The following is a 17,517-nucleotide window of genomic DNA, read 5'->3' on the forward strand; positions in this document are numbered from 1 at the left end:
CAGGGAAATAGGCTCAACTCGCCCGCCGCCAAGGAAGCGTGCGGCGCCGAAAACCTCAAAGGCCGCTGCGGGGCCCGCTGGTCCCCCCCATGCCGTCGCCGGTAGTGTCGCCCGTGCCGCCGCGCGTGACGCTGCCGTCGATGCCGGTGCCGCCGATGCCCCCGCGGCTGGTTACGCCGCCGGTCGTGGCGCCGGGGCCTTCGTCGGCGGATCGGCCGTCGTTGGACATGCTGCACCCGCCGACCGCCAGGGTCATGGCCAAGGCACCGGCGGCGATGGTTCCAATTTGGAAGCGGGGCATGCTGTAGTCCTTTCCTGATTGCAAATCTCGATGTCGTGACTTCAACAGCGCCGATTCTTCTTTGTCACCCACGCTTCTTGCCCCGAACGGGAGTTCGGCCGGCCCACCCTTGGCCTGATTGCGGTTTGGGAATATCGTATCTCGAACAACCGGCGTGACCGGCCTAGTCGGATCACGACCTATAGAAATCGGCAGGGAGGAAAACAAGAATGACGGAAAACCGGAAACCTCCGGCGATCGGCGCCAATCGGGCCATGCTTCACCATATCAGCCTTCCGGTCCGGGACGTTTCGCGGTCGGTCGCTTTCTATCGCGACTTGCTCGGCTTGCCGCAGATCGATCGTCCGAACTTCCCCTTCCAGGGCGCCTGGTTCGCGCTGGGCACGGAGCAGCAACTTCACCTTATCCAGGACGAAGGGTCGACCTTCCGGGACGGCAAGGGCCTGGACGGCCGGGATATCCATCTCGCCATCCGGGTCGGCAGCTATCGGGATGCTCTCGCTCATCTGATCGACGCCGGTTACCGCAAGAACGGAACTCCGGGCGTCGATGAATTCAGATGCATGACCGTCGTTCCCCGGGCGACCGCCGGCTTTCCCCAGATCTACCTGATGGACCCCGACCGGAACATCATCGAGATCAACGCGAACAGGCTCGATGCCGACGACGAGGAACTGTCCAGGCTTCTCGACCCGTGACCGAGCGTCGGGACAGCCCGGTGGTTCGGTCGTAGCCGTCCGGAGCGGCCTCGTTGTGCATATCCCGTCCATCGGCTAACCTGCATGCCATGAGCATCGAAATCCTGCTGGCCGCAGCCTTCCCCGCCGAGTTATGCGCCAAGATCGTCCCGCAGGCCGGCGTCGCCGGCCCTTTCGACGGACCGGTCGGCGCCAGCCTCTCCGAAGCCGAAGCCCGCGGCATCCGCGTGCTCGTCACCATGGGCACCTTGAAGACCAGCGCCGAGGTAATGGATCGCCTTCCCGGCCTGGGGCTGATCTGTTGCTACGGTACCGGTTACGAAGGGGTAGATCTAGATGCGGCGGCCGAGCGCCACATCATGGTCACGCATAGCCCCGCCGCCAATGCGCCGGCGGTCGCCGACCTCGCGATGGCTTTGCTGCTGGCGGCCAACCGCCGCATCGTCATGGCGGACAAGTTCGTGCGCGATGGCCTGTGGAGCGGCAATTCGGCGGCGCGGATGCCGCTCGTGCGCGGACTGACCGGCCGCAGGATCGGCGTTTTCGGCTTCGGCGCCATAGGCCGCAGGATTGCCAACCGCGCCGCCGCTTTCGAGGCGGAGGTCGCCTACCACAATCGCTCGGCCAAGCCGGACGTAGCTTACGACTTCCACGAGACGCTGCGATCGCTGGCGGACTGGGCCGACATCCTGATGATCGCCGCGCGGGCCGATGCGAGCAACCATCACGCCGTCAACCGCGACGTGATGAAGTCGCTGGGTCCCGATGGCATCGTCGTGAACATCGCCCGCGGGTCCATCATCGACCAGGAGGCGATGATCGCGCTGCTGCGATCCGGCGAACTCGGCGGTGCCGGACTCGATGTCTTCGAACAGGAACCCCTGGTGCCGGATACCCTGAAGGCGATCCCGCATGTCGTGCTGACGCCGCATATCGGCGGAGGCACCTGGGACGCGCATGATGCGATGCAGAGCCTCGTTGCCGCCAATATCGCCGCATTCCTCGCCGGCAATCCGGTGAAGACGCCGGTACCGGAGATGGCGTCCCGCTGAACGCCGCCTTAAGTTCGATCTGCCTATGCCATTAATCATTCGTTCGAATACAATCGGTTAACTCAAATATCTTAAAATCCGCCGGAGTTGAACGGACGAGGCTTCCGCGGATGGCATGGCAATGACGGGCCGGTACGGACTGGATAGCCTGGGAGTAGAACATCGGAAGATCCCCCAGCCGGAACTCGAACGCATGCTGGACCTGCACCAGCGCTATGTGCACGGCCAGCGGGGCGGAATCCGGGCTTGCCTCAAGTTCTTCGACCTTTCGCATGCCTCCCTCGCGAAGCGGCAACTGGCCGGCGCCGACCTGACCGGCGCCATGATGATGGGCGCCGACCTGGGCGGGGCCGACCTGCGGACCGCCTGCCTGTTCGGCGCCGATCTGCGAAAAGCCAATCTGGCCCGCGCCAACCTTGCCAAGGCCGATCTGCGCGGAGTGACGCTGCGCGGCGCCACCCTGGCGCGCGCCGTCCTGTCGGAGGCCGACCTGCGCGACGGATACCTGATGCGCAGCCGGAACGGCGAGCTTACGCCGCTGACGGCCAACCAGAGCGCCGCCGAGCTTTCGGACGCGACGCTCACCAGGGCGGACCTCAGCCAGGCCAAGCTTTCCAACGCCTTCATCGTCCAAAGCGACCTGCGCGACACGGACCTGCGCGGGACCATCTTCATCAGGGCGAACCTGAGCGGGTCCGATCTCACGGGATGCAATCTCGAAGGCGCCGACCTGTCGGAAGCCAACCTGTCGGGCACCAAGCTGGACGGCGCTATCCTGACCAGGGCCATACTGCGCCATGCCGACCTGTCCCAGGCGAGCCTGCTGGGAGCGCTGCTGGATGAGGTCGACCTGACCTTGGCAAATCTGACCGGCGCCGACATGGTCCGCCGCCTCGACGGCATCGAGGGCGTCATCGGCGAGGCGCTTCGCATGCACCGCGAATGGATCCTCAGCAACGGGCGCAAGGGGCAGCGCGCCGATCTGACCGCCGTCGACCTCACCGGACAGGACCTGAGCAATCTCAACCTGTCCGCCGCCATCCTCAAGCAGGCCGTCCTGGCTAAGGCCAATCTCGCCGGCACCGTTCTGGCCATGGCGGATCTTGCCATGACGGACCTGCGGGGCGCCGACCTGTCGGGCGCGGATCTGCGGGGAGCATGCCTGGAGCGGGCTACCCTGACCGGAGCGATTCTGACCAACGTCATCGCATCGCCGATGGAACTGCGGAGCGGGCAGGGATGGCCGACCAACTTCGACAAGGGCCGGCTGATCCGCGTGAAGGCCGTCTCGGCCGATTTCACCGGCGCCCGCATGAGCGACGGCGACCTGACGCAGGCCAATTTCCAGAACGCTCTGCTCCGCCGGACGATCCTGACGGATGCCGTCATGACCATGGCTGACCTGCGGGGCGCCGACCTGAAGGGGGCGGATCTGCGCGGGGCGAAGGACTTCGACTTGCCGGAACGGGCGAGATGAAGTTCGCCGGATGAACTATCGACAGACAACAGGATCGGGATTTTGACCGATGGACGATGAAGATCAAACGGAACGCAGGCGGTCCTTCCGTAAATCCGGCAACCAGTATCCCCTGAGCATCGGGCGGCATTCGGCTCGCCTGCTGGACTGGTCGGCGAACAGCGTGGGAATCCACGTCCGCGAAGGAACCGCCGGCTATCAGGTCGGGGATACCGTGAAGATCGCCATCCTGAGCGAGCGAACCCACGGAGTAGCCGTGTTCACCGGATGCGTGCGCCGGATCGATCCCGGAATAGACGTGCTCGGAATAGATCTTGTCGATGGCGGACCCGATGCCGCGACCTTCCTGGTCGAACTGCTCGACCCGTCGGACAGCTCTCCCGGCAGCCCGCCGGCCTGATCCGGCAGCGTCGGGCCATCATTTCACCGGACGCAATGATGAAGTGTCGAAGCCGGTCATTCTCGCCACGCACTCGATGCAGCAGTCTGGCGATGCGGAACGGGAATGGACCCGTCCGAGACATCGCGGGACTTGGAAATGAAGCTCTATCACCACCCTCTGTCGGGCCACGCGCATCGTGCGCGTTTGTTCGTCTCGCTTCTTGGGCTGCCCCACGAACTGGTGGAGGTCGACCTCAAGGCCGGTGAACACAAGACCCCCGAATTCCTGAAGCTCAACTCCTTCGGGCAAGTGCCGGTGCTGGACGATGACGGCATCGTGATCGCGGATTCGAACGCGATCCTCGTCTATCTCGCCAGGAAGGCGGGGCGTACCGATTGGCTGCCGGAAGATCCGAGCGGTGCCGCCGGCGTGCAGCGGTGGCTTTCCGCAGCAGCCGGAGAAGTCGCCTATGGTCCTGCGGCGGCCCGGCTCATCACGGTATTCGGGGCGAAGTTCAATGCCGAAGAAGTCATCGCCCGGGCGCATGTCTTCCTGAAAAGGCTCGAAAATCAACTGACCGGACAGGACTGGCTGGTCGGCGGGCGTCCGACGATCGCGGACGTCGCGATCTACAGCTACGTCGCGCGGGCACCGGAGGGCAATGTCGATCTCTCGGGCTATCCCGCCGTCAACGCGTTCCTCCGCCGGATCGAGGAACTGCCGGGCTTCGTTCCCTTCGCCCGGACACCGGCCGGCCTCGCGGCCTGACTTCGCAACATCGATCCGCATGGGACATCGGAGATGACCGTGACACTGACGAAGCTGCCGGCTTGGCACGAGGGTGAGAAGTTCATCCAGGAAAAGGTGGGCGTAGCCGAGCGGATGGCGGCCGTAGGCCAGCGGGTGGTCCGCGACTACATGCCCGACGAACACCGCGACTTCTATGCCCAGCTTCCCTTCGTCGTGCTCGGCAGCGTCGATCCCGAAGGCGACCCGTGGGCCACGCTTCTCGTCGGCAAGCCGGGCTTCATGTCATCTCCGGCGCCGACGGCCCTGGACATCGCCGCCCAGGCGGACCCCGGCGATCCGGCGTCCGCAGGCATGCGGGACGGAGATCCCATCGGTCTCCTGGGGATCGAGATGCACACCCGGCGCCGCAACCGCATGAACGGCATCCTCGCGGTCGGCGGGGGCGGCTTTCGGGTCGATGTCGACCAGAGCTTCGGGAACTGTCCCCGCTATATCCAGCTTCGCGAATTCGACTTTGCAAGGGACCCCGCGGAGACGTTCACGGGTGCCGTGGAGGAGTTGCCCCAACTCGACTTGCCTGCACGCACCATGATCGAGGCGGCGGATGCCTTCTTCGTAGCGACCTATGCCGACCGCAAGGAGCGCCGGCAGGTTGACGTGTCCCATCGCGGCGGCAAGGCGGGTTTCGTCCGGATCGCCGGGGACGGCACCCTTACCGTGCCCGATTTCAACGGCAATCTCTTCTTCTCGACCTTGGGAAACATCGTCCTCAACGGCAAGGCCGGACTCGTCTTCATCGATTACGAGAGCGGCGACATGCTTCAGATGACCGGCGACGCGGCGGTGGTACTGGATTCGCCGGAGATCGCCGCGTTCCAGGGTGCGGAGAGACTATGGACGTTCCGGCCGCGCCGTATTCTGCGCCGGCCCAGTGCACTGGCGCTGCGCTGGTCGATGCGGCAAGACGCCTGGTCTCCCAGCTCTCTTCTGACGGGGGATTGGACCCAGGTGGCCGCTCGTTTGCAGGCGGCCGAGCTCGCGGAGCGCTGGCGGCCTTACAAGGTGGCGAAGATCGTCGAGGAGAGCCAGTCGATCCGCTCCTTCCACCTGGAGCCGGCCGATGGGGCGGGTCTACTTCCCCATGCCGCCGGCCAGCATCTGCCGATCCGCGTGACCGTTCCCGGCGCGGACAAGCCCGTCATTCGGACCTACACGCTGTCCGTGGCCCCGTCCGACGGTCTGTACCGCATCAGCGTCAAGCGGGACGGCGCGGTGTCGCGTCACCTTCACGATACCATGCGCGTCGGCGACGTCATCGAGGCTCGCGCGCCCGACGGTCAGTTCACCATCGACCCTTACGAGACAAGGCCCGCCGTCCTTCTGGCCGGAGGTATCGGGATCACCCCGTTGCTCGCAATGCTGCGTAACATCGTCTACGAAGGCCAGCGCAGGCAGCGGATGCGGCCGGTCATCCTCTTCCAGGCCGCGCGTTCGAAGCTGGATCGTCCCTTCGACCGGGAACTAGCCGAACTCGTGGAAGCCGCGCAAGGAGCGGTGAGATGGATCCGGGTGCTCAGCGATCCCGGCGGCGCCGGGGAAGGCATCGACTACGACGCGCCGGGCCGCATCGACATGGCCCTGCTGACCCGCTTCCTGCAGTTCAACGACTACGACTTCTATCTCTGTGGTCCACCCCTTTTCACACAGGCGCTTTATGACGGGCTGCGGAACTACAGCATCGCCGACCGACGGATCTACGCCGAGACGTTCGGACCGTCGTCATTGAAGCGAACCGCGGATGCCAGCGCCGCCTTGCCCGTTCGCCCCCCGCCTTCGAAGTCGCCGGTGCCCGTAGCCTTCATGGACTCGCTGAAGGAGGCGCGCTGGACCCCGGAATCCGGCACCTTGCTCGAGCTGGCGGAAGCGCGCGGTCTGGAGCCCGATTTCAGCTGCCGCGAGGGTACATGCGGAACCTGCCGGACCAAGCTGCTCAAGGGTGCCGTGACCTATGTCAGGGAACCGACCGCCAGCGTCGCCGCGGACGAGGTGCTGATCTGCTGCGCCGTGCCGGCCGAGCAAGGGTTCGGCGAGGAAGATCGCATCCAACTCGCTCTCTGACAGCAGCGGCGCGGTTATTTCGGTGAGATCCCGATCCAAGGTTCTTGTGCCGGTCCGAGGGTTCTTGCACGACTACTCTCATGGCAGCCGAACGCGTGAGGGGACCGGATGGATCGCTGGCAGGCAATGCGGATCTTTGTGAAAGTCGCGGAGACGGAGAGCTTTGCCGAATCCGCACGCCAGCTGCACATGAGCGCGCCGGCGGTGACGCGCGCGGTCGCCGCCCTCGAAGATCTGATCGGAGCGCGCCTGTTCGTCCGCACGACCCGGTCGGTGAAGCTGACGGAACCGGGCAGCCGCTACCTGGACGACTGCCGCCGGATCCTGTCGGACATCGTGGAGGCGGAAGCCGCCGCGGCGGGTTCCTATGCCACGCCGTCCGGAACGCTCGCTGTCACGGCATCGGCGCTGTTCGGGCAGATGTACGTGCTCCCGATCATGCACGAATACCTCAGGACATATCCCACCGTGTCCGGCAGGCTTCTTTTCGTGGACCGGCCGGTCAACATCGTCGAGGAGGGCGTCGACGTCGCGATCCGTATCGGCCACCTTCCTGATTCGGGGTTCTCGGCGATCAAGGTCGGCTCCATACGGCGCGTCGTCTGTGGAGCGCCGGCCTACTTCGAAGAGCATGGCGTTCCCGCCGCCCCCGCCGATCTCAAGGATCATCGCATCGCGGCCTCGACTAGCGCCTGGGCCTCGCCCGAGTGGAGATTCGCGCACGACCAACGGGTGACGATCAGCCCATGGTTGCAATGCAACACCAATGATGCCGCGATAGCGACGGCTTTGGCTGGTTCAGGCCTGACCAGGGTCCTTCACTATCAGATCGGCCCCGCCCTGCTCGAAGGCAGACTTCAAATCGTGCTTGCCGACTACGAGGAGCCGCCGCTGCCGGTCCACGTGCTTCATCCGGAAGGACGCCACGCCCCCGCCAAGGTGAGAGCCTTCGTCGATCTGGCGGTGTCACGCCTTCGCGAAAATCGGTTCATCAACTGAGACCTTCCGCACCCCATGGGTCTCGAAGTTCTCATTTCAGATCAGGCGGACAGCCAAGCTCACTTCCGCCTCGTTTCTGCGCGATCACGGACATCAGGGAAATACTCGGGTGATGTCTGCTTCGTCGTGAGGACCCGCGATCTCTCAGGAAATGGGCGATCTCTCAAGAAATGCGGTTTCCGGCAAGCGAGCCATGGTTCAGTTCCTGCATCTGGTCCTGGTACCTTCGCCTTATCGAAAGATCGGCACTGTCTTTGACCATCCAACGCACCGTGGGCACGCACTTACCGCACTGGGGGGAACAACCGAGATGACGGAACACGCCGGCCGGGGATGAAACGCCCTTACGCAGCGCTACGCAAACCTGCTTTTCCGTGAAGGCATTGCATATGCAAACGTACACAGTTCTCTCCCCACATTCGTTTTTGTATTTGAAATCTTGTTCCTGTTCCTAAGGCCACATTGACAGGCCTTGCATGAAAGCTGCAAATACCGTTTATGTTTAATCCGATACCTTATCAGTATCGAAATGCCGTCATTTTCCTGACTGTGCCGCGAGATAGTTGACGGCCAGTGACGCCATGGTCCGGGCACCGACCACGAGGGCCGCCTCATCGACGAAGAAGTTGGGGTTGTGATTGGGAGCGGCCTTCGCGGGGTCCTGACCCTCCGGCGTTACTCCCAGGAAGAGGAAGAGGCCGGGCGCTTGCTGCGCGAAGACCGAGAAATCCTCCGACGCGCCGACCGGCAGTGAACGGCGGACCCGGCCATCGGCTGCGCGCTCCAGCACCGGCAGCATGCGTTCCGTCAGATCCTCGTCGTTGACGGTGGTGTCATAGCCAGGGCTGATCGACACCTTCGCGGTGGCTCCGGCGCTCTCGGCGATCTTCCCGGCGACGTTGGCGATATCGCGGTGGATCTGACCGCGGATCGCTTCGTCATAGGTCCGGATCGTGCCGGTCATTTCCACCGTCTCGGGCACGATGTTGGCGCGGGTGCCGCCATTGATGGTCCCGATCGTGACAACAGCCGGGGAGGCGGTCAGATCGACCCTGCGGCTGACGATGGTTTGCAGACCATTGACGATCTGCGCCGAAGCCGTGATCGGATCGATTGTCTGCCATGGCATGCCGCCATGCCCCTGTTTGCCGCTTACCTTGATCTCAAGCCCATCGCTGCTGGCCAGGGTCGCACCGGCGCGGTAGGCGATCTCGCCCGACTTTCCGAGCATGACATGCAGACCGAACACCGCATCCGGTTTGGTTTCGGCGAACACTCCTTCCTTCACCATCAGCGCGGCCCCGGAGCTTTCGCCCGAAGAGGATGGATACACGCTCGAACCTTCCTCGGCCGGCTGGAAGATGAACTGCACGGTGCCGGGAAGCTGGTCCTTGAGGCTCGTCAGCACCTCGGCCACCGCCATCAGCATGGCGGTATGGGCATCGTGCCCGCAGGCGTGCATGACATCGACCTCCTTTCCCAAGTGCTTTGACTTCGCCTCGGAGGCGAAGGGCAGGCCTTTGGGCTCTTTGACGGGCAGGGCGTCCATGTCGGCGCGCAAGGCCACAGTCGGGCCGGGCTTCGCCCCTTTCAGGACGGCGACGACGCCGGTCCGGGCGACGCCGGTCCTGACCTCCAGCCTCAGGCTTCGCAGGTGATCGGCGACGATGCCCGCCGTCCTGGTTTCCTGATCGCCGAGTTCGGGATGCTGATGGATGTCCCGGCGCCAGGCGATCAGCTTGCCCTCGATCGAGGCGGTCTTTTCCCTGACCGCCGCCTCCAGGGCGGGGACATCCGCCTTTCCGTCGTGCGGGCTGGCGATCGATACTGTGGCTGCCAGGATCAGGGTTGAGACGTATCGCGAACAGCGCATGGGGAGGTTCCCTTTTCACTCGTGATTGTTGACGACGCTACGCTTTGTTGAGCACCAGATAAGCAAAACCGCCGATGACCACGCCCCAGAAGGCGGAGCCCAGTCCCATGAAGCTCATGCCCGAAGCGGTCGCCAGGAAGGTGATGATCGAGGCCTCGCGATGATCCTCCTCCCGCACCACCGCCGTGACGTTGGCGGCGATGGCGCCGAGCAGGGCGAGCCCGGCCAGGACGGCGATGAACTCCTTCGGCAGGGCGGTGAAGACCATCACGATCGTGCCGGCGAAGGTGCCGCCGATCAGATAGAACACGCCGTTGGCGATCCCCGCGACATAGCGTTTTGCCGGGTCCTCGTGCGCGTCCTTGCCCGTACACAGGGCGGCGGTGATGGCCGCGACGACGATGGTGATGCCGCCGAAAAAGGCGACGCCGATCGACGCCAGGCTGGTGGCGGCAATGATCGGCCGCGCCGGAGTCCTGTAGCCGGACAGGTGCAGGATCGCCATGCCGGGGAGGAACTGTCCCGTCAGGCTCACCAGCACCAGCGGAAGGGCAAGGCTCAGGGTGGTGCCCCAGGTCCATTCCGGCGCGATGAACACGGGCGTCGTCAGGTGCAGTTCGAAACCGCCGACATTGGTATTGCCCAGCAGCATCGCCAGGATGACGCCGGATATGAGCACCAGGACGATGCAGTAGCGTGGCGCCAGACGCCGGAACACGACGTAGGCCACCACCATGCCGAACGTCAGCGCCGGCATGGTGGTGGCCGACTTGAAGGCGTTGACGCCGAACTGGAAGAGAATGCCGGCCATCATGCCCGCCGCGATGCCTGCGGGAATGCGCCGCGTGATCCTGTCGAAGGCGCCGGAAACGCCGATCACGAAGATGATGACCGCCGCCGTGATGTAGGCGCCGACCGCCTGTTCGAGCGTGACGGCGGGAAACAGCGTCACCAGCAGGGCGGTGCCCGGAGCCGACCACGCCGTGATGACGGGCACCCTCAGCATCCAGCTCAGCAGGATGCCCGACACCCCGGCGCCGATCGAGATGCCCCATATCCATGAGGCGATCATGTCGCCGGACACGTGGGCGACGTCCGCCGCCTGGAAGAAGATCACCGCCGGCCCTGAATATGAGATCAGGACAGCCAGGAATCCGGCCGCGACAGCCGAAATCGACCAGTCGTTTCTCAGGGACCGGGTTTGTCGGTTTTCAATGTTCCCGGTATCGGCGACGCCTTTTTGCATGACCATAGTCCCTATGCCACGGCTGAGCCGCCAAGGAAGCTGAGCAGATGCCGGTTGACGCGGTCGGCTTGCTCGATCGCCAGAAGGTGCGCAGCATACGGCAGAACCACGAGTTCGGAACCGGCGATGCGAGCCCGGATGTCCTCCATCATGGCAACCGGCGTTGCCGGATCTTCGGCCCCGGCGATCACCAGCGTCGGCACGGTGATCGCCCCGATTTCCTGCCGCAGGTCCATGTCCCGAATGACCCGGCAGCAGACCGCGTAGCCGCGCGGGTCCATTTGCAGGAAGCGGTCGCGCACCGATGCCACCGTTTCCGGGAAGGCCTGCGGGAATGCAGGCGTGAACCAGCGTGAAATGACAGCATCGCCGATTGCCGCCATGCCGTCCCGGCAGACCGTCACGGCCCGCTGCTCCCAGCCTTCTGGTGGCGGCAGACAAGCGGCGGTCGCCATCAGGGTGAGGCTCGTGATCCTGTCCGGATAGCGCAGCGCCAAGGCCTGCGCCGTCATGCCGCCGAGCGACAGGCCGACGATGTGCGCCTTCGGCAGGCTGAGAGCATCGAGCAGGCCCGCCAGATCGTCGGCGAGATCGGCGATGCGGGCCGGACGGTCGGCGACCGCCGACCGTCCATGGCCACGAGTGTCGTAGCGCAGGCAGCGATAGTGCGCGGACAGTGCCTCCGCCTGCGCGTCCCACATTTCCAGCGTGGTGCCGATCGAGTTGGAAAATGCCACGACGGGCGCCCCTTGGGGACCGGTCAGCTCATAGTACAGATCGACGTCGTTGACGGTGATCGAAGGCATGGAGCCACCACTATCAGGCTTGTTTCTTGGGCTTTGGGACGGTTTTTCGGCCTGTCAGGCCGCCAACCCCAGAAGCTTTCGGGCTTCCGCAGGCGTCGCTGGGCGAACGTCGTACTCGGCGCAGAGATCGACCGCCACCTTGACCAGTTCGGCGTTGCTGCCGGCCAGACGGTCCTTGCTGATGCGGATGTTGTCCTCAAGCCCGGTCCGGACGCCGTCGCCGCCGCGCTCCAGCACCCAGCGCATCACCTGGCTCTGATGACGCCCGATCCCGGCGGCCGTCCAAGTGGCGTTCGGCAGGACGCGCTTCAGCTCGGCAAGCAGGATGTCGAGCAGGTGCTCCTGCGCCGGCATGGCGTTCTTGACGCCCATGACGAACTGGACGTGCGGGCGGTCGCTCATCAGCCCGGCATCGACCAGCCGGTGGGCGCCGTGGAGATGCGACAGGTCGAAGACCTCGATCTCCGGCAGAACGGCATTCTCCTTCATGCCTGTCGCCAGATCGACCACCAGGGCCGGCGAGTTCTCGTAGACGATGGTCGGGAAATTGACCGAGCCGGTCGAGAGCGACGCCATATCGGGCTTCAGGTAGAGGGCACTGCCGCGCGCCGCCTGATCGCGGCCCCGGCCACCGGTCGAGAACTGCACGATCATGCCGGGGCAGTGCTTGCGGATGCCCTCCTGCACCTGGGCGAACAGGGCAGGGTCCGACGAGGAGCTTTCGTCCGGGTTGCGGACGTGGATGTGGACGAGCGAAGCGCCGGCCTCGAAGGCTTCATGGGTGGACTCGATCTGCTCGGACACCGTTACCGGCAGTGCCGGATTGTCCTTCTTTCGCGGAACCGATCCGGTGATCGCGACGGTGATGACGGCTGGTCTCATGGTTTTCCTCCGTTTTTTGATTGGAAACCTTGGAGTTCCGGGCGTACTGAAGACGCCCGGAACTCCCCTCTGGCAGGTGTCTCAGTGCTGGAAAGCGGGCTTTGCGGTGTCGATCCCGCCTGAAACTTCAGGCGCCGTGTGATGCGTCGGCTGCGGCGCCAGCCGGCCCTTGAGGAACATGGACAAGCCGGCGACGATCACGGGGATGCCGACGATCGCGAAGGCGACCGGCAGGCCGAGTCCGCTCGCCAGGATGGCGCCGCCGAACATCGAACCCAGCACCGACCCGCTGCGACCGACCGCATTGGCCCAGGCGACACCAGTCGCACGGCTGGCGGTCGGGTAGTAGCCGGCGGCCAGCGCGTTGACGCCGACCTGCGATCCCGCCAGACAGAACCCGGCGCCGAAGACGGCGGCCGACAGCAGCCAGGGCGATGCCGTAGAGCTCCCGATCAAGGCGATGAACAGGGCTGCCAGGACATAGAAGGAGCCGAGCACGGTATGCGGGTTGATCCGGTCCATCAGCGCGCCGATCAGGAGTGCCCCCGCGGTCCCGCCAAGTTGCAGCATCATCGCCATCAGGGATGCTTCCTTGAGGGTCATGCCGGCGCTGCTGATGACGGTCGGCAGCCAGCTCGACAGGAGATAGAAGACCAGCAGGCTCATGAAGAAGGTCAGCCAGATCAGCAGGGTGCCCGGTACCAACCCCGGCTGGAACAACTGCCGCACGGGCGAGCCCTTGGGCTTGGCGATGCCGATGTAAACAGCGCCGTCAAGATCGGCCTCGGGAGCTATCTTGTGGAGCACGGCGGCGATCCGCTCGGCGGGTGCGTTCTTGAGAACCAGGAAACGGACCTATTCCGGCAGGGCCAGCCACAAGACCGGGACCAGTGCGATCGGCAGGACGCCGCCGAGCAGCAGGACCGATTCCCAGCCGAATGCTGCCACCAGATGCGCCGCCGCCAGACCGCCGAAGGCGGAACCCAGCGTGAAGCCGCAGAACATCAGGGTGGTCAGGAACGACCGGCGTTTCTCCGGGCAGAATTCCGAGGTTAGCGTGATCGCGTTGGGCATCGCGCCGCCCAGCCCCATGCCGGTCAGGAAGCGCAGGATGGTCAGCTCGGTGATCGAGGTGGACCACGCCGAAGCCAGACTGGCGGCGCCGAAGAACAGAACAGTCAGCACCAGCGAGTACTTGCGCCCGATCTTGTCGGCCAGCGGACCGAAGATGAACGCGCCCACCATCAGGCCGAACAGGCCGGCACCGAACAGCGGCGCCAGTTGAGCGGCCGTCACCCCCCATTCGGCTCGCAATGCCGGAGCGATGAAGCCGATGGCTGCCGTGTCGAAGCCGTCGATCGCCACGATCAGGAAGCAGAGCGCGATGATCCTGATCTGGTAGGACGACAGCTTGTGAGAATTCATGAAGTCTTGGACGTCAATGGTGCGTGTCAGCGCCATTTTTCCTCTCCCTGTTCATGTTTATTGTGGATTTGAAAAGTCCGACATATTTGGACTAGATTTCATAGGCGATGACTTTGCCCGTCTTCCCCACCTTCCCGTCATACCCGGACTTGATCCGGGTACCTCCTTTCAGGAGCCTCGCTGGTGGCATCTGGACTTCAGCTTGAAGTCCTCCCGTAAGCCTCCGCCGGGAGGTACCCGGATCAAGTCCGGGTATGACGGTCGAGTGGAAGAGAATGCCGGCTTGACGCGTAGGAACACTTTAAGTCAGGGCCTACTTGGACTTGATCCGGGTATGACGGGAAGGTCGGCGTTTCCGTGCCTCAGCCCAAGTCGCCGCCGGCGACCGGCAGGATCGTGCCGGTAATGTAGGAGGCCTCGTCGGACGCCAGGAAGAGGATCGGCGCCGCCTGCTCCTCCAGCGTGCCGTAACGTTTCATGAAGCTCGACGAGATCGTCTGATCGACGATGCCCTGGTACCAGACCTTCTCACGCTCGTCCTGGGCGGTCGGGTTGCGCGGGATGCGCCGGGGCGGCGCTTCGGTGCCGCCGGGCGCCGTGCCGACGACCCGGATGCCGTGCTCGGCATACTCGAAGGCGAGCGAGGCGGTGATGGCGTTGACGCCGCCCTTGGCGGCCGCATAGGGCACCCGGTTGACGCCACGCGTCGCCACCGACGAGACGTTGACGATCACGCCGCCGCCTTGCTTCAGCATGGCGGGAAGCACCGCCCGGCAGCACCACAACGTCGGGAACAGCGAGCGCCGGATCTCGGCCTCGATCTCCGGCTCGCGGTATTCAATATAGGGCTTGGCCCAGATCGTGCCGCCGACATTGTTGATCAGGATGTCGATCCGGCCGAACCGGTCCAGCGCCTGGGCCATGGCGCTGTCGGCCCCGGAGTAGTTCTCCAGATCGGTCGTCACCGCCAGCACCGGCGCGCCGATACTCTCCAGCTCCGCCCGAACCTCGTGGACGATCTCGGCACGGTCCACCAGCACGACGGAGGCGCCCTCGCGGGCTGCTCCCAAGGCTACGGTGCGGCCGATGCCCTGGGCGGCGCCGGTGACGACCATGACCTTGCCCTGGAAACGCCCTTTGAGGGGTCCATGCCCGGTCATGACGCACCCACTTCGCTCGGCGTGAACTTCTCGTAGTGGAAGTTCACCGGGTTGACCCCCTGATCCCGGAAGAAGGTTCGGACCGCCTCGACCATCGGCGGCGGGCCGCAGAGATAGACATCGACATCGCCGGCGTTGAGGTGCTTGGCCTCCAGGTGATGGGTGACGTAGCCCTTGAGCGGATGGTTGCTGCCCTTGTCGGCGACGCAGGTGGCAAAGGTGAAGTTCCGGATCTTCTTGACGTATTCGGCGATCGTCTCGACCTCGACCAGATCGCCGTCCGTCGTGACGCCATAGACCAGATGGATCGGCTGCTCGCAGCCGGTTTCCGCCACCTTGCCCAGCATGGACAGGAAGGGCGCCAGCCCGGTTCCTCCGGCCAGCATCAGCACCGGCCGTTTGGTGTCGCGGAGATAGAAGCTTCCCAGCGGCCCCTTGAGGGTCAGCGTGTCGCCCGGCTTGGCTCGCTCGGTCAGATAGCCGCTCATCATCCCGCCCGGCACGTTGCGGATCAGGAAGGTCGCGATGTCCGAACCCGGCGGCGAGCTGAATGAGTAGGAACGGCTGTCCAGCTCGCCCGGCACCTGAATCTTGACATACTGGCCGGGCAGGAAATGCAGCCGGCCGGCGTCCTCAACCTTGAGCGACAGGCTGATCGTGCTGTCGGACAGTTGCTCGATCCCCAGCACTTCGGACTTGAAGTCGGTGACCTGGGTCTTGCACACCTCCGACGAGGCGTCGATGCGCAGGACCAGATCGGTTTGCGGCTTCATCTGGCAGGTCAGGCAGAAGCCCTCTTCCGCTTCCTCGTCGGTCAGCGCGTCCTCGATATAGGAGCCGCCGTCGTACCGCCCGGACTCGCAGAAGCTCTTGCAGGTGCCGCAGGCGCCGTCGCGGCAGTCCAGCGGGATATTGATGCCCTGGCGGTAGGCGGCATCGGCCACCGTTTCGCCGGCATTGCTTTCGATGAAGCGGGTGACCCCGTCTTCGAAGTTGAGTGCGATATTGTAGCTCATGGTCATCTCCCCTGATCACATCATCCAAAGGGATGCTGATCAGATGTGATAGATATCGATGACGTGATGGATGTAATCGTTCTTCAGCACGACCTTCTTGTTCTTGATCAGCGGCTGTTCGCCCGAAGTGTCGAGCGTGTAGAACGACGTTCCGAAATAGGTGTCGGTCAACTTGTACCTGAAGTTCAGCGTGAACCAGTTGAAGCGCAGCTTGCAGACGCCATCTTGGCTCTCCAGGATCTCGACATTGCTGATGTTGTGCGAGGTGCGCGGCTCCGGCAGTGACGTGGCGCTGGACCGCTCCGTCTTGATGCGGAACACCCGGTCCTCCAGACCGCCCTTGTTGCCGTACCAGATCAGCGAGACCTCGCGTTGCGGATTGGTCACCAGCGTGCCGTCGTCGTCCCAGGCCGGCATCCAGAACTCGGCGTCGGGTGCGTAGAGTTGCAGCCACTCTTCCCACTGCTTGTCGTCGAGCAGGCGCGCTTCGCGGTAGAGGAAGGCCAGCAGGTTTTCATACGTGATCGTCATGTCAGCCTCCCCTTCAGGACTTTTTCTCGGACGCTTCTGCCTTACCTTCAGTCTCTAGGGCACGGCGCATGGTTTCCTGCCAGTACTGGTGCTGCACAACGAACAGACCTTCATCCTCGGTCAGCTTGCCGCTCATCACGGGCTGAAGGCCGATCACTTCGGCGTTTTGGTCTGGACCCTGGACCCAGTGGGTCGCACCCCGGCTCAAGTCGTTCCACGGAGCCGCCTTGCCCTGGTAGCCGATCTGGCAGGAGCGGAATTCCTCCAGGTCGTCGGGGGTCGCCATGCCGCTGGCGTTGAAGAAGTCCTCGTACTGGCGGATGCGCTGTGCGCGGGCCTCGGCGCTCTCGTTCTTCGGTGCGATGCAGTAGATCGTGACTTCGGTCTTATCGACCGAGATCGGCCGGTAGGTGCGGATCTGCGAGCCGAACTGGTCCATCAGGTAGACGTTGGGATAAAGGCACAGGTTGCGCGAGATACCGATCATCCAGTCCGCCTTGGCCTGACCATGTTCGGCGACCAACTCGTCGCGGCGCTCGTAAAGCGGCCGGTCCTCCGGGTTCGACCAGCGGGTCCACAGCAGCAGGTGGCCGTTTTCGAACGAATAGAAGCCTCCCCCCTGCTTGGCCCAGCCGCCGGCATCCATGGCGCGGGTCGTGTCAACGTTGACCGCCGTCTTGCGCCGGCTGGTGGTGGCGGCGTAGTTCCAGTGGACGGCGCTGACATGGTAGCCGTCGGCCCCGTTTTCGGTTTGGAGCTTCCAGTTGCCGTCATAGATGTACGACGACGATCCGCGCAGCA

General features: G+C 64.3%; 19 protein-coding genes. 7 read left to right on the forward strand and 12 right to left on the reverse strand.

The window, feature by feature from the left end:
• Positions 1-55: 55 nt before the first annotated feature.
• Positions 56-301 (reverse strand): hypothetical protein, encoded by a 246-nt coding sequence (locus N826_RS40070; protein ID WP_052831367.1) that lies wholly within the window; start codon positions 299-301, stop codon positions 56-58.
• Positions 302-510: 209 nt separating this feature from the next.
• Here N826_RS40070 and N826_RS15790 point away from each other — a divergent pair, with 209 nt between their 5' ends.
• The 7 genes from N826_RS15790 to N826_RS15820 all read left to right on the forward strand — a co-directional run bounded on the left by N826_RS15790 (position 511) and on the right by N826_RS15820 (position 7,777).
• On the forward strand, positions 511-999 hold the full coding sequence (locus N826_RS15790; protein ID WP_211099299.1) for a VOC family protein: 489 nt from the start codon (positions 511-513) through the stop codon (positions 997-999).
• An 89-nt stretch (positions 1,000-1,088) separates the two neighbouring features.
• Complete coding sequence (locus N826_RS15795) at positions 1,089-2,051, forward strand: 2-hydroxyacid dehydrogenase (protein ID WP_044430387.1); 963 nt, start codon at positions 1,089-1,091, stop codon at positions 2,049-2,051.
• A 121-nt stretch (positions 2,052-2,172) separates the two neighbouring features.
• Positions 2,173-3,528 carry a pentapeptide repeat-containing protein gene (locus N826_RS15800; RefSeq protein WP_044430389.1) on the forward strand — a complete coding sequence of 452 codons (1,356 nt, stop codon included), beginning with the start codon at positions 2,173-2,175 and terminating at the stop codon, positions 3,526-3,528.
• A gap of 49 nt (positions 3,529-3,577) precedes the next feature.
• A complete protein-coding gene (locus tag N826_RS15805) occupies positions 3,578-3,928 on the forward strand; it encodes a PilZ domain-containing protein (RefSeq protein WP_044430390.1) in 351 nt (116 codons plus the stop codon).
• Positions 3,929-4,033: 105 nt separating this feature from the next.
• A complete protein-coding gene (locus N826_RS15810) occupies positions 4,034-4,678 on the forward strand; it encodes a glutathione S-transferase family protein (protein ID WP_425600602.1) in 645 nt (214 codons plus the stop codon).
• A 39-nt stretch (positions 4,679-4,717) separates the two neighbouring features.
• Positions 4,718-6,778: a 2Fe-2S iron-sulfur cluster-binding protein gene (locus tag N826_RS15815; protein WP_244619584.1), complete on the forward strand. Its 2,061-nt coding sequence runs from the start codon at positions 4,718-4,720 to the stop codon at positions 6,776-6,778.
• 126 nt (positions 6,779-6,904) lie between these two features.
• On the forward strand, positions 6,905-7,777 hold the full coding sequence (locus N826_RS15820; RefSeq protein ID WP_244619585.1) for a LysR family transcriptional regulator: 873 nt from the start codon (positions 6,905-6,907) through the stop codon (positions 7,775-7,777).
• A gap of 163 nt (positions 7,778-7,940) precedes the next feature.
• Here the strand turns inward: N826_RS15820 and N826_RS41710 are convergent, their stop codons facing one another.
• The 11 genes from N826_RS41710 to N826_RS15865 form a co-directional block, all read right to left on the reverse strand.
• Complete coding sequence (locus N826_RS41710) at positions 7,941-8,180, reverse strand: (2Fe-2S)-binding protein (protein ID WP_084720786.1); 240 nt, start codon at positions 8,178-8,180, stop codon at positions 7,941-7,943.
• Between the two features lie 132 nt (positions 8,181-8,312).
• Entirely contained in the window at positions 8,313-9,650 is a 1,338-nt protein-coding gene (locus N826_RS15825; RefSeq protein ID WP_044430394.1) for an amidohydrolase, read from the reverse strand.
• A gap of 37 nt (positions 9,651-9,687) precedes the next feature.
• Entirely contained in the window at positions 9,688-10,896 is a 1,209-nt protein-coding gene (locus tag N826_RS15830) for a benzoate/H(+) symporter BenE family transporter (RefSeq protein ID WP_084720791.1), read from the reverse strand.
• 11 nt (positions 10,897-10,907) lie between these two features.
• Entirely contained in the window at positions 10,908-11,702 is a 795-nt protein-coding gene (gene pcaD / locus N826_RS15835) for a 3-oxoadipate enol-lactonase (protein ID WP_044430397.1), read from the reverse strand.
• A gap of 54 nt (positions 11,703-11,756) precedes the next feature.
• The gene (locus N826_RS15840; RefSeq protein WP_044430398.1) at positions 11,757-12,584 is read right to left on the reverse strand and encodes a 3-oxoadipate:acetyl-CoA acetyltransferase; all 828 of its coding nucleotides are present in this window, start codon (positions 12,582-12,584) and stop codon (positions 11,757-11,759) included.
• Between the two features lie 81 nt (positions 12,585-12,665).
• Positions 12,666-13,391 carry an MFS transporter gene (locus tag N826_RS45260; RefSeq protein ID WP_244619586.1) on the reverse strand — a complete coding sequence of 242 codons (726 nt, stop codon included), beginning with the start codon at positions 13,389-13,391 and terminating at the stop codon, positions 12,666-12,668.
• A gap of 48 nt (positions 13,392-13,439) precedes the next feature.
• Positions 13,440-14,045: an MFS transporter gene (locus N826_RS45265; RefSeq protein WP_244619587.1), complete on the reverse strand. Its 606-nt coding sequence runs from the start codon at positions 14,043-14,045 to the stop codon at positions 13,440-13,442.
• Between the two features lie 326 nt (positions 14,046-14,371).
• Positions 14,372-15,169, reverse strand: coding sequence for a 1,6-dihydroxycyclohexa-2,4-diene-1-carboxylate dehydrogenase (locus N826_RS15850; RefSeq protein WP_044430399.1), 798 nt, complete (start codon positions 15,167-15,169; stop codon positions 14,372-14,374).
• The gene (benC, locus tag N826_RS15855) at positions 15,166-16,185 is read right to left on the reverse strand and encodes a benzoate 1,2-dioxygenase electron transfer component BenC (RefSeq protein ID WP_044430401.1); all 1,020 of its coding nucleotides are present in this window, start codon (positions 16,183-16,185) and stop codon (positions 15,166-15,168) included. The genes N826_RS15850 and benC overlap by 4 nt, the downstream gene beginning before the upstream one ends.
• Before the next feature lie 39 nt (positions 16,186-16,224).
• Complete coding sequence (gene benB / locus N826_RS15860) at positions 16,225-16,716, reverse strand: benzoate 1,2-dioxygenase small subunit (protein ID WP_044430402.1); 492 nt, start codon at positions 16,714-16,716, stop codon at positions 16,225-16,227.
• Positions 16,717-16,729: 13 nt separating this feature from the next.
• Positions 16,730-17,517 (reverse strand): SRPBCC family protein (locus tag N826_RS15865; protein ID WP_044430403.1); only part of this gene is annotated, 788 nt, incomplete at its 5' end.

The sequence above is a fragment of the Skermanella aerolata KACC 11604 genome, assembly GCF_000936425.1.
Lineage (GTDB): Bacteria > Pseudomonadota > Alphaproteobacteria > Azospirillales > Azospirillaceae > Skermanella > Skermanella aerolata.

Bases quoted from the DNA above. Each gene is read 5' to 3' on its own strand.
- N826_RS15800 (WP_044430389.1), top strand. From the start codon at position 2,173: ATGACGGGCCGGTACGGACTGGATAGCCTGGGAGTAGAACATCGGAAG.
- N826_RS15810 (WP_425600602.1), top strand. From the start codon at position 4,034: ATGGACCCGTCCGAGACATCGCGGGACTTGGAAATGAAGCTCTATCAC.
- N826_RS15805 (WP_044430390.1), top strand. From the start codon at position 3,578: ATGGACGATGAAGATCAAACGGAACGCAGGCGGTCCTTCCGTAAATCC.
- N826_RS15830 (WP_084720791.1), bottom strand. From the start codon at position 10,896: ATGCAAAAAGGCGTCGCCGATACCGGGAACATTGAAAACCGACAAACC.
- N826_RS15840 (WP_044430398.1), bottom strand. From the start codon at position 12,584: ATGAGACCAGCCGTCATCACCGTCGCGATCACCGGATCGGTTCCGCGA.
- N826_RS15790 (WP_211099299.1), top strand. From the start codon at position 511: ATGACGGAAAACCGGAAACCTCCGGCGATCGGCGCCAATCGGGCCATG.
- N826_RS15825 (WP_044430394.1), bottom strand. From the start codon at position 9,650: ATGCGCTGTTCGCGATACGTCTCAACCCTGATCCTGGCAGCCACAGTA.
- N826_RS45265 (WP_244619587.1), bottom strand. From the start codon at position 14,045: ATGGCGCTGACACGCACCATTGACGTCCAAGACTTCATGAATTCTCAC.
- benB (WP_044430402.1), bottom strand. From the start codon at position 16,716: ATGACGATCACGTATGAAAACCTGCTGGCCTTCCTCTACCGCGAAGCG.
- pcaD (WP_044430397.1), bottom strand. From the start codon at position 11,702: ATGCCTTCGATCACCGTCAACGACGTCGATCTGTACTATGAGCTGACC.
- N826_RS40070 (WP_052831367.1), bottom strand. From the start codon at position 301: ATGCCCCGCTTCCAAATTGGAACCATCGCCGCCGGTGCCTTGGCCATG.
- N826_RS15795 (WP_044430387.1), top strand. From the start codon at position 1,089: ATGAGCATCGAAATCCTGCTGGCCGCAGCCTTCCCCGCCGAGTTATGC.
- N826_RS15820 (WP_244619585.1), top strand. From the start codon at position 6,905: ATGCGGATCTTTGTGAAAGTCGCGGAGACGGAGAGCTTTGCCGAATCC.
- N826_RS15850 (WP_044430399.1), bottom strand. From the start codon at position 15,169: ATGACCGGGCATGGACCCCTCAAAGGGCGTTTCCAGGGCAAGGTCATG.
- benC (WP_044430401.1), bottom strand. From the start codon at position 16,185: ATGAGCTACAATATCGCACTCAACTTCGAAGACGGGGTCACCCGCTTC.